The sequence below is a fragment of the Parafrankia sp. Ea1.12 genome (assembly GCF_900465275.1).
In the GTDB taxonomy this organism is placed as follows: Bacteria; Actinomycetota; Actinomycetes; order Frankiales; family Frankiaceae; genus Parafrankia; species Parafrankia soli.
The window spans coordinates 18,714-29,301 of record NZ_UBIZ01000204.1; the positions used below are offsets into that span (position 1 = coordinate 18,714).

The following is a 10,588-nucleotide window of genomic DNA, read 5'->3' on the forward strand; positions in this document are numbered from 1 at the left end:
GAAGCTAGGGAGAGAGTGCGTGGCTGAGATCGTCGCGAACGGCGTCCGTCTGCATGTGCAGAGGCTGGGGCCCAAGGGTGGGGCCGGTCCCGAGTCGCCGGTCGTGGTGATGGTGCACGGAATGGTGATGGACAACATCGCCAGCTTCTACTTCGCGCTGGGCAACTGCCTGGCCGGGGCGGGATGCGACGTCATCTGCTACGACCTGCGCGGCCATGGCCGCAGTGAGCGGACCCCGACCGGCTACACGATGGCCGACTCGATGGCCGACCTCGAGGGCCTGCTCGACGCGCTCGACGTGCGCCGGCCGGTGCACGTCGTGGGCAACAGCTACGGCGCGACGCTGACCCTCGCACTCGGCCTGGCCCGCCCGGAGCGGGTGGCGAGCCTGACCCTCATCGAGCCGCCGTTCCTCATCGAGGGCCTCGGCGAGGAGATGGCGCGCTCACTGACCCAGGTGCTCGCGGCCGTCACCGACGAGGAGGTGGAGGAGTGGCTGGCGAACTCCGCCGGCCGCGCGGTCTCCCGGATCACGCGCGCCTCGCAGGCGCTGCTGAAGGAGACCACGATCGCCGAGGACATGCTGGCGACCCCGCCGTTCTCGCCGGAGGCGCTGGCCAGCCTGCCGATGCCGGTGCTCGCCGTCTACGGGGCGAACTCGGACATCATCGACCAGGCCGAGGGGCTCGCCGAGCTCGTCCCGGACTGCACCCTGGTCGTCCTGGAGCAGCACACCCACATGGTGCTGCGCGAGGCGGCCGACTACCTGCGCGACCTGCTGCGCTGGTGGCTGTTCCGGCGGTCCGAGCCGATGCCCTCGCACCAGGTGCGCGGCGCCGGGTTCGACACTCCCGACTGGGTGCGGCAGATGATCCCGCCGCCGAACCTCAACAGTGGGGACGAGCCCACGACGTCGCTGTCCGCGGCGCGGGCCGGCTCGTCGGCCGAGGCCTGACCGTCACCGGTGCGGCTCGCGAAGGGTGGGGCTGACTCACCGCCGGAAGGGAGACGAATGGAATTTCGGGGGCTTTGATGGGCCGTGTTCTCTTCGCCGTGCCGCCGCTGACCGGGCACGTGAACCCGGCGGTGGGCATCGCCGGCGAGCTGGCGGCCCGCGGGCAGGAGGTGGCCCTGGTCGGCCACGCGAGCGTCGTCGGGCCGCTCGTCCCACCGTCCGTCCCGCTCATCGCGCTGCCGGGGGAGATCTCGGCCGACCAGCGGGCCGAGCTGGAGGCACGGTCCCGGCCGCTGCGCGGGCCCGCGTCGCTGAAGTTCCTGTGGGACGAGTTCCTGCTGCCGCTGGGCGCCTCGATGGCGCGGGACGTCGGTGCCGTCGTCGAACGGTGGCGCCCGGATGTGATCGTCGCCGACCAGCAGGCGGTCGGGGCCGCCATGGTCGCCCGCCGGCGCGGCATCCGGTGGGCCACGCTCGCCACCACGTCGGCGGAGCTCGACGACCCCTACGCCGTGCTCGCCGGGGTCGGGAACTGGGTGTCGGAGCGGCTGCGGGACTTCCAGGTCGCGAACGGCGTCCCGGCGGAGGAGGCGGCGCGCGGTGACCTGCGCTTCTCTGAGGACCTCACCGTGGTCTGCTCGGTGCCCTCGTTGCTGCGTACTGCCAGTCATCCGTCCCATCACGTGTTCGTCGGCTGCGCCGCCGGGCTGCGCCGGTCGGCCCCGGAGTTCCCCTGGGAGTGGCTCGACCGGGACCGCCGCACCGTGCTCGTCTCGCTCGGGACGGTGACCCGGGAGGCTGGCGGGCGTTTCCTGCGCGCGGCCGCGGAGGCGCTGGCGGGGATGTCCGACCGGGTGCAGGCCGTGATCGTCGCGCCCCCCGGCCCGCTGGACGACCTCGCCGGCCAGGTTCCCGACGACCTGCTGGTCCGCCCGTTCGTGCCGCAGGTGGACCTGATGGCCGGACTGGACGCGATAGTGTGCCACGCGGGCAACAACACGGTGTGCGAGGCTTTGTCACGGGGAGTGCCGCTGGTGGTCGCGCCGGTTCGTGACGACCAGCCGATCATCGGCGAGCAGGTGGTGCGGGCCGGTGCCGGTGTGCGGGTGCGCTTCGGGCGCTCGACCCCGGCGACGCTGGCCACCGCGATCGGCACCGTGCTCGACGAGCCGTCCCACCGGGTCGCGGCGCGGCGGCTGCAGGGCGAGTTCAGCGCGGCGGGCGGTGTCGTGGCCGCCGCCGACCACATTGAGAAGCTGCTGCCGTAGGCCCGGCCCCGGCGGCCCGCCCGTCCGCGGGCGCGCTGGCGGGGCCGGGCCTGGGGCTGGGGCTGTTCGACCGGCGGGGGCGTGAGAGTCGTGCTGCTGCTGGTACCCATCCTGGTGAGCGTCGGGCTCATCCTGAACGGAATCCGCCTGCGCGGCCGGCTGCGCCGGCTGGACACCGTCGCCGCGTCGGGCCGGCCGGTCGACCCCGCCCACGTCTTCCTCGTGGCCGAGGGGGTGCGGCTCTCCGACGCGGCCCGGCGCGCGGCGAGCAACCACGCCCGCCGCGAGCGGCTGCTGGTGCTCGACCTCGTCCCCGCCGACCTCACCGTGGAACGCGCGCTCGACGTGGCCCGGATGGTCGACACCCGGACCTACCGGGCCGACCGCTCGGCGCCCGGCCGGGGCGCGTTCCAGGCCCTGCTGGTGCACGCCGACCTGCTGGAACGGGTCGGAATCACCCAACGGGAGGGGTTCAGCCCGGTCGAGCTGGTCGACATCACGACCCGCCTGAAGCGGCACGCCCCGACCGCCACCGACCTGGCCGTCGTTCCCGGGTTGCAGGCCGCGCGTGACGACGCCGCGATGCGGGTGCGCGTCCAGCAGCGGGCCTACGCGTGCACCCCGGCGAGCCTGTACATGCCGTACGCGCCGCACATCGGAACCTTCATCGGCGCCCAGATCAGCCAGCCGGTCGCGCTCGTCGCGACGGCGCTGTTCTGGTTCCAGCCGTTCTTCGTCTGCGCGGGACGGGTCCCGCTCGCCCCCCGCGACCTGATCCGCAGCCCGATCGTCCGCATCCTCGGCCTTGTGATCTTCGTTGTGCACTCCGCGCGGGCCGGGCGCCGGGCGAAGGCCGCCGGGCTGCCCGCGGACCCGGCGAAGGCGGAGGCGCGCCGCCGCCGGCAGGAGACAGCCGCCTGGTACGCCGCCCGCGCCCGCCACGTCGCGCGGCTGCGCGAGGCCACCAGCGCCGAGTGCCCCTGGTGCGGGTCGGCCGAGCTCAGCGTCCGGGTGCGCTCGCGGGACCTGGAGATGGGCAAGCCGGGGCGCTTCCGCCTCGACGGCTGCGAGGCCTGCGGCCACGTCTTCCTCAACCCGATGATCACCCCGGACGGGCAGGACTACTACGAGCGCGACTGGCGGGACGGCTTCGCCGCCGAGACCGCGGAACACGCCCGGGCCCGTGAGGCCGCGGCCGACCAGGCCCGGGCCGAGCTGCTGCGTCCGTACACCACCCCGCGGGCCTGGCTGGACGTCGGAACCGGCCACGGGCACTTCTGCAACGTCGCCCGGGCCCACTGGCCGGCCACGGTGTTCGGCGGCCTCGACCTCTCCGACGCGGTCGACGACGCCCACCGGCGGCGCTGGGTGGACACCGCCCACCGGGGCGAGCTGAGTCAGATCGCGGACGACCTCGCGGGCCGCTACGACGTGATCAGCATGTTCGGCTATCTCGAGCGGACCCGCTACCCGTCGGAGGAGCTGGACGGCGCAGTCAAGGCGCTCGCCCCCGGCGGATACCTGATGATCGAGCTGCCGAACGCGGACTGCCCGGCGGCGCGGCGGCTGCGGGCGTACTGGGCCGGCTGGGACGTGCCGCGCCGGCTGCACTTCATTCCGGCAGACAACCTGCTCGCCGCGCTGGAGGACCGCGGGCTGCGCCCCATCGCCGTCCAGTTCGGGCCGGCGCTGCGCCCCGGTGACCTCACCCGGGCGCTGGGCCTGCTCATCCAGCGGGTGGCGCCGCGGCGCCGGCCGTGGCTGGACCCGGCCCGGAGCGGGCCGGGCCCGCGGCTGCTGCGCGTGCCGTTGCTGCTGGCCTCGATCGGCCCGTTCCTGCTGGCCGCCCTACTGGACCGGGCCAGCAGGTCCTGGCAGGCCAAGGGGGAACGTTCCAACACCTACCGCGTGCTGGCCCGCAAGGAGAGCTGAAGCCGGCCGCGGGACTCTCCCGGCCATGGCGGTCGGGGAGGCCCGCGGCCGCCGGGTCAGGGGGTCTGCCGGTCGGCGAGCGGCAGGTAGATCCGGGCACCCTGCTCGGCGAACTCCCGGGACTTCTCCGCCAATCCGGCCTGGACGGCCTCGTCGGTGTCGAGGCCGTGGTCGGCCGCGTACTTGCGGACGTCCTGCGTGATCCGCATCGAGCAGAAGTGCGGACCGCACATCGAGCAGAAGTGCGCGGACTTGGCGGGCGCCGCGGGCAGTGTCTCGTCGTGGTACTCCCGGGCGGTCTCCGGGTCGAGCGAGAGGTTGAACTGGTCGTCCCAGCGGAAGTCGAACCGCGCGTCGGAGAGGGCGTCGTCCCAGGCCTGGGCGCCCGGGTGCCCCTTCGCCAGGTCGGCGGCGTGCGCCGCGATCTTGTAGGCGATGACCCCGGCCTTGACGTCCTCGCGGTCCGGCAGGCCCAGGTGCTCCTTGGGCGTGACGTAGCAGAGCATCGCCGTCCCGTACCAGCCGATCATCGCGGCGCCGATGGCCGAGGTGATGTGGTCGTAGCCGGGCGCGATGTCGGTGGTGAGCGGGCCGAGGGTGTAGAACGGCGCGTCGTGGCACAGCTCGCGCTGCAGGTCCACGTTCTCCTTGATCTTGTGCATGGGCACGTGGCCCGGCCCCTCGATCATCACCTGGACGTCGTGCTCCCAGGCCACCGAGGTCAGCTCGCCCAGTGTCGCGAGCTCGGCGAGCTGCGCGGCGTCGTTCGCGTCGGCGATGGAGCCGGGGCGCAGGCCGTCGCCGAGGGAGAAGGTGACGTCATAGGCCCGCAGGATCTCGCAGAGCTCGGCGAAGTTCGTGTAGAGGAAGTTCTCCTCATGATGGGCGAGGCACCATGCCGCCAGGATCGAGCCGCCGCGCGAGACGATGCCGGTCTTGCGCCGCGCGGTCATCGGCACGTAGCGCAGCAGCACCCCGGCGTGGACGGTCATGTAGTCCACACCCTGCTCGGCCTGCTCGATCACCGTGTCCCGGTAGACCTCCCAGGTCAGCTCCTCGGCCTTGCCGCCGACCTTCTCCAGCGCCTGGTAGATCGGCACCGTCCCGATCGGGACGGGGGAGTTCCGGATGATCCACTCGCGGGTGGTGTGGATGTTCCGCCCGGTCGAGAGGTCCATGACGGTGTCGGCGCCCCAGCGGGTCGACCACACCATCTTCTCGACCTCCTCCTCGATGGAGGAGGCGACGGCGGAGTTGCCGATGTTCGCGTTGATCTTCACCAGCAGGTTGCGGCCGATGGCCATCGGCTCGCTCTCGGGGTGGTTCACGTTCGCCGGCAGCACCGCCCGGCCCGTGGCGATCTCGTCGCGCACCAGCTCGGGAGAGAGGCCCTCGCGCAGCGCGACGAACTCCATCTCGGCGGTGATCTCGCCCCGCCGGGCGTAGGCGAGCTGGGTCACCGCGCGGCCGGCGGTAGCCCGCCGCGGAGCCTGCCCCGAGCCGAGAAAGGTGTCACCGGCCTGCCCGTCAGGCCCGTGCCGTCCGTCGTCGGCGGGCTGGACGGCACGCCCCTCGATCTCCTCGGTGTCGCCGCGGGCGGCGATCCAGCCGGCCCGCAGCGCGGGCAGGCCGCGCCGCACGTCGACGCCGGCGCCCGGGTCGGTGTACGGCCCGGAGGTGTCGTAGAGGACCAGGCTGTCGCCCGTGCTCAGCGCGACCTCGCGCATCGGCACCCGCAGGTCGGGCCGGGACCCGACCAGGTAGGTCTTCCTGCTCCCGGGGAACGGTCGGGCCAGGATGCCCTCCGCGCCGTCGTCCGTGCCGGAGGCCGCGGCCGCCGTGTTGTCGGAATCCGTCGGGCGGATCTGACGCACCACCTTGATCACTCCCTACGCCGGAATTACCCGGACAGGTTCAGGCGGTCGGCGGCACCGGCAGTTGCCCGGCCGCCCTCTCAGCCTCCCAGGGTGGAAGCTCCCGCATCTGGGACGACGCTACGGCAGGTGACTGGCCTCCGCCACCCCCTTGGTCAGCTTCGCCATGTTCGTCACGTACCGTTTCGTGCCATTCCGTCGCCGGTTCGTCCGGCCCGGGCGGCACGGCCGGCCGGTCGGCGGCCTCTGTCGGAACCTGCTCCCGCAGAGCCGCGGCGACCAGCGCGGCCGTCTCCGCCGGCGCCTGCCAGAGTTGCTCCACCCTGACGGTGAGGATCCGCCGGCCGGCGGGCCGCGGCCGCCGTGGACCGGGCTGCCCGACCCGCACGAGCAGCCGCCACGGCCCGTACCAGACGTCCAGTCGGCCGGTCGGAACGTCGGGGGAGGGGGTGGCCAGCGCTCGACAGGGAGGCAGCCCGAACGCCGCCTCGAGCTGCTTGTACCGGAGGCTCAGCATCCGGGGAGTCCGGCGGTTCAGCTCGTCGAGGGTGTCGGCGATCAGAGTGCGGCGGCTGATCGGGCCGCGGCGCGCCAGCGCCCGGCGCATCGCCTCGATGGTGACGAAGCCCTGCAGGAGAGCGTCGCTGATCACGGCACGGGCGCCGTCGCGCCCGCTGCACCACTCGGCCATGTCGACCACCGAGCGGGCCGGCGCCGTCCGCGGTGGCAGCCGGGCACGGTGGACGTCCGCCGGAGCCAGGCGTGCGGTGCGGCGGAAGACGACGCCTGCCACGGGCGTGCCGCGGCGCCCGGGCGGGACCAGCACCGTCACGACCTCGTCACCGTGGCCGACGAGGCCGTCGAGGGCGGCGGCCGTGGACCCGCCGAGCACCGCGTTCGGCCCGCCGGCGAGCAGCGCCGCCCAGGCCTGCTGCGCCAGCGGCGGCGTGGCGGTGGCGGTGACGAGGACGCCACGCGCGGGCTGCCGCCAGGTGCCGTCGGCGACCCGCGCGCGGATGTCGGCGCGGGTGAGGCCGGCGGCCATCGCGTCGTGCTCGCTGATGACACCGGACTGCAGGTCGGCGATCTCCCGCCAGGAGAATCGGCCTGGGCTAGGGGCCATGGACAGACCATGCTTGTTGTTTATCCATTGTGTCCATGAGGGATGGCGGGGTTGTGGATAACGTGCATGTCGACCGGCGCCTGTGTGGTTCGCGGGCCGGCGCCGACGCTGCTCGCCGGTGGGCACCGGCGTGCTCGGTGGCCGGGCCTGCGTCGGTCGAGGGCCACGCGGCGGGCGGAGTGGTTCGCGGCCTCCACGCGGCGAGCCCGTATCGTGTGCGACCGGCACGTCCGCGATGTTGCGGGTGTGTTGCCGCACAGCACTGCCCTTGCGCATGTGATGGTGGTAAGCGACGCGGGAGGCGCGGAGGTGGCTGGAGAGGCGCGGCTTCGGCCTGGAAGTCGGAGGAATGGCGACACACCGTAGGTCCGGGCGGTCCGAGGGCCGCCGACTCAGGGGCGCACGCGGCGACCGCGCCACCGCGCAGACCGTCGCGATCGGGATGGCCGCGGTCGGCGCGACACTGGTGGTCGGCGCCGCCGGAGCACTGCACGTGACCGGCTCGGCGGAGGATCCGGACATGTCGACGACGGCGCAGGCAGGCGACGGGGCCGTTCCCACCACTTCGGCGCGGCCCGACGTGGCCACGCCGCACCGCATCACCGACTCCACCGGCAACCCCGATCCCGCGGCGGCCGACGGCCGCGCGGCCGCGGCCCCGGGCGCGGAGCAGTCCCGCGGCGCGATCCCCGGCATCGGCGACCTCATGATGTCGCGGATCCCGTCGTCGACCCGGCAGGTCGTCGTCGTGACCGGCGCAGACCAGTCCTCAACCGTGAACCGCGTCGTGCTCTGGCAGCGCGCGGACGCCGACGCCCCCTGGACGGCCGTCGGCGCGGAGATCCCCGGCCGTAACGGAGCCAACGGCTGGACCCACGACCACGTCGAGGGCGATCTGCGTAGCCCCGTGGGCGTGTTCAGCCTCACCGCCGCCGGGGGCCGCTACGCCGACCCGGGCACCGCGCTTCCCTACGAGTACCGCCCGTCCTTCTATCGGGCCGGCGGCTACGAGGGCGACCCGATGGGGGAGGCCTTCAACTACGTGGTCGCGATCGACTACAACCGGTTGCCGGGGCATCCGCCGTCCGACCCGACCCGGCCGCTGGGCGCCGCGGCCGGCGGCGACATCTGGCTGCACGTGGACCACAACACGCCCACCCGCGGCTGCGTCAGCCTCCCGCAGGCCTCGATGGAGACCGTCCTGCACTGGCTGGCCCCGAGCAGCCATCCCATGATCATCATGGGTGACCGGGCAAGCCTGGAGGCGTCCGCCGGTCAGCAGTGACCCCGGCCACGGCCCGTCGGCCACGGCCTGTTGGCCACGGCGCCAGGCCGCCCGCCCCGGCAGCGGCCTGGTTTGGCTTTCGGGGCCCGGCTCTTGGAGGTCCTGTGCGCCGGGGGGTAGGAGATCACGGGTCGAACGCGAGGAGGCCGGGTGCCGACGCAGTCCCGCCCTCACGAGCAGCGAAGCCACAGCCCGCACGCACCACCACGGCACGACCAGACCGCCATCTATCGGACACCCCCCCGCACGCCGAGGTGGCCTACTTGCCGTTTGGCGTCCTTCTCGCCCTTTCAGGGCGAATTTCGCAGAGAATGCCCACTGAAACGGCGAGAAAGAAACCAAACGGCGAGTAGCCGAGCACCAGAGACGCACCGGGGCTCCACCGCCAGGTCGAGGCTCGCCGCCGGCCGGCCGGCCCCGCGCCGCACCGACACACCGCGCTCGCGCAGCCACGGGAGCTGGCCCTCGTCGGAGTACCCACCGACCATCTCGTCGCGCCGGGCGAACGCCGCCGCGGCGTCGACCCCGGCGCGGACCCCACCGACGGCCCCCGCCGCCCCGGGGACGGCCCTGGCGGCCGCCACGACCTCACCAGGGCGTAGCAGGGTCTTGCTGGGGATGCAGCCCCAGTAGGAGCACTCCCCGCCGACACGCTCGTGCTCGATCACCGTCACCGACAGCCCCGCCTCGGCGCACCGGCCGGCCACCACCTCGCCCGCCGGCCCCGCTCCGATCACGATCACGTCGACCTCGCTGGCGCCCGTGCCTCCGTCGGCGTCGTCGGACCTACTCATGGGCACACCTCTCCGCGTTGGGACCAGCGTCGCGAGGCACCATCTCACCTGCCGCGTCGCGCCCGAATGCCACCGCACCGGGTCGGCAGCCCACCGGCCGTGACCGAGGACGCGACGAGGTGTCCCGGTACCGACGGCAGGATGGAGCTCGAGGACCTCACCTTCGACCGGTCCGTGCAGGACCATCGGGAGTTCAGATGCAGCTCGGAATGATCGGACTCGGCCGGATGGGCGCGAACCTCGTCCGCCGGCTGATGCGCGACGGGCACGAATGTGTGGTCTACGACGTGAACCCCGAGACGGTGAAGTCACTGGCCGCCGAGGGCGCCGTCGGCGTCAACTCGCTGGCCGACTTCGCGGCCGCGCTGAGCACCCCGCGGGCAGCCTGGGTCATGGTGCCCGCCGGCCTGACCGGCCAGACCGTCTTCGAGCTCGCCGAGCACTTCGAGGCCGGCGACATCATCATCGACGGCGGCAACTCCTACTACCGCGACGACGTCGACCGGGCCGCGAAGCTCGCCGAGCGCGGCCTGCACTATCTGGACGTCGGCACCTCAGGCGGCGTGTTCGGGCTGGAGCGCGGCTACTGCCTGATGATCGGCGGCGAGCCGGAGGTGGCCGCCCGCCTCGAGCCGCTGTTCGAGACGATCGCCCCCGGCGTCGACACCGCGCCGCGCACCCCGGGGCGGACGGGCGAGATCGCCCAGGCCGAGAAGGGCTACCTGTACTGCGGCCCGAACGGGGCAGGCCACTTCGTCAAGATGATCCACAACGGGATCGAGTACGGCATGATGGCGGCCTTCGCCGAGGGCATGGGCATCCTGGAGAAGGCCGGTATCGGGCGCTCCGAGGCTGCCCTGCACGACGCCGAGACGGCGCCGCTGGCCCATCCGGAGTACTACCAGTACGACTTCGACATCGCCTCCGTCGCCGAGGTGTGGCGGCGCGGCAGCGTGGTCAGCTCCTGGCTGCTGGACCTGACCGCCACCGCGCTCGCCGAGGACCCGCGGCTCGCCGAGTTCGGCGGGCGTGTCTCCGACTCCGGCGAGGGCCGGTGGACGGTGCTGGCCGCCGTCGAGGAGGGCGTCCCGGCCCACGTGCTGACCGCGTCGCTCTACGAGCGGTTCAGCTCCCGCGGCGAGTCACTGTTCGCCGACAAGCTGCTGTCGGCGATGCGCAAGCAGTTCGGCGGCCACGCCGAGAAGAAGGCGGACGGCTAGAAAAGGCGGCAGGCTGGAAAAGGCGGCAGGCTGGAAGCGGGGGGCTGGCCAGCCTTCGGCGGGGCCACGGCCGCAGCCGTACGCGCCGGTGCCAGGCGCGCCGGTACCAGCCCCCCGGCCCCCGGCCAACTGATTCC

The 10,588-nt window shown here is 73.4% G+C and carries 7 protein-coding genes, 1 pseudogene and 1 riboswitch; of the genes and pseudogenes, 6 read left to right on the forward strand and 2 right to left on the reverse strand.

The window, feature by feature from the left end:
- Positions 1–19: 19 nt before the first annotated feature.
- The 3 genes from FMEAI12_RS07180 (at position 20) to FMEAI12_RS07190 (ending at position 4,155) form a co-directional block, all read left to right on the forward strand.
- Positions 20–955, forward strand: coding sequence for an alpha/beta fold hydrolase (locus FMEAI12_RS07180; RefSeq protein WP_071066802.1), 936 nt, complete (start codon positions 20–22; stop codon positions 953–955).
- A 77-nt stretch (positions 956–1,032) separates the two neighbouring features.
- Positions 1,033–2,223: a glycosyltransferase gene (locus tag FMEAI12_RS07185; RefSeq protein WP_071066801.1), complete on the forward strand. Its 1,191-nt coding sequence runs from the start codon at positions 1,033–1,035 to the stop codon at positions 2,221–2,223.
- A gap of 90 nt (positions 2,224–2,313) precedes the next feature.
- Positions 2,314–4,155: a class I SAM-dependent methyltransferase gene (locus tag FMEAI12_RS07190; protein ID WP_071066800.1), complete on the forward strand. Its 1,842-nt coding sequence runs from the start codon at positions 2,314–2,316 to the stop codon at positions 4,153–4,155.
- 56 nt (positions 4,156–4,211) lie between these two features.
- Here FMEAI12_RS07190 and thiC read toward each other — a convergent pair whose 3' ends face one another.
- Positions 4,212–5,882 (reverse strand): phosphomethylpyrimidine synthase ThiC, encoded by a 1,671-nt coding sequence (thiC, locus tag FMEAI12_RS07195; protein ID WP_235013786.1) that lies wholly within the window; start codon positions 5,880–5,882, stop codon positions 4,212–4,214.
- Between the two features lie 144 nt (positions 5,883–6,026).
- A riboswitch (TPP riboswitch) is annotated at positions 6,027–6,146 on the reverse strand.
- Between the two features lie 622 nt (positions 6,147–6,768).
- On the opposite strand from thiC, the gene FMEAI12_RS36130 reads away from it, so the two are divergent.
- Together FMEAI12_RS36130 and FMEAI12_RS07205 are read left to right on the forward strand one after the other, a co-directional pair.
- The gene (locus FMEAI12_RS36130; RefSeq protein ID WP_131626615.1) at positions 6,769–7,191 is read left to right on the forward strand and encodes a hypothetical protein; all 423 of its coding nucleotides are present in this window, start codon (positions 6,769–6,771) and stop codon (positions 7,189–7,191) included.
- 310 nt (positions 7,192–7,501) lie between these two features.
- Positions 7,502–8,437 (forward strand): hypothetical protein, encoded by a 936-nt coding sequence (locus FMEAI12_RS07205; protein ID WP_112105417.1) that lies wholly within the window; start codon positions 7,502–7,504, stop codon positions 8,435–8,437.
- A 407-nt stretch (positions 8,438–8,844) separates the two neighbouring features.
- Here FMEAI12_RS07205 and FMEAI12_RS07210 read toward each other — a convergent pair.
- Positions 8,845–9,231: pseudogene (locus FMEAI12_RS07210) on the reverse strand (FAD-dependent oxidoreductase); the annotation flags it as partial.
- A gap of 197 nt (positions 9,232–9,428) precedes the next feature.
- Between FMEAI12_RS07210 and gnd the strand changes: the two are divergent.
- Positions 9,429–10,451 (forward strand): phosphogluconate dehydrogenase (NAD(+)-dependent, decarboxylating), encoded by a 1,023-nt coding sequence (gene gnd / locus FMEAI12_RS07215; protein ID WP_071066797.1) that lies wholly within the window; start codon positions 9,429–9,431, stop codon positions 10,449–10,451.
- Positions 10,452–10,588: the final 137 nt, after the last annotated feature.

What these genes read in the sequence shown, in the direction of transcription:
- FMEAI12_RS07185 (WP_071066801.1), top strand. Translation starts at nt 1,033, where the DNA reads ATGGGCCGTGTTCTCTTCGCCGTGCCGCCGCTGACCGGGCACGTGAAC.
- thiC (WP_235013786.1), bottom strand. Translation starts at nt 5,882, where the DNA reads ATGCGCGAGGTCGCGCTGAGCACGGGCGACAGCCTGGTCCTCTACGAC.
- FMEAI12_RS07205 (WP_112105417.1), top strand. Translation starts at nt 7,502, where the DNA reads ATGGCGACACACCGTAGGTCCGGGCGGTCCGAGGGCCGCCGACTCAGG.
- gnd (WP_071066797.1), top strand. Translation starts at nt 9,429, where the DNA reads ATGCAGCTCGGAATGATCGGACTCGGCCGGATGGGCGCGAACCTCGTC.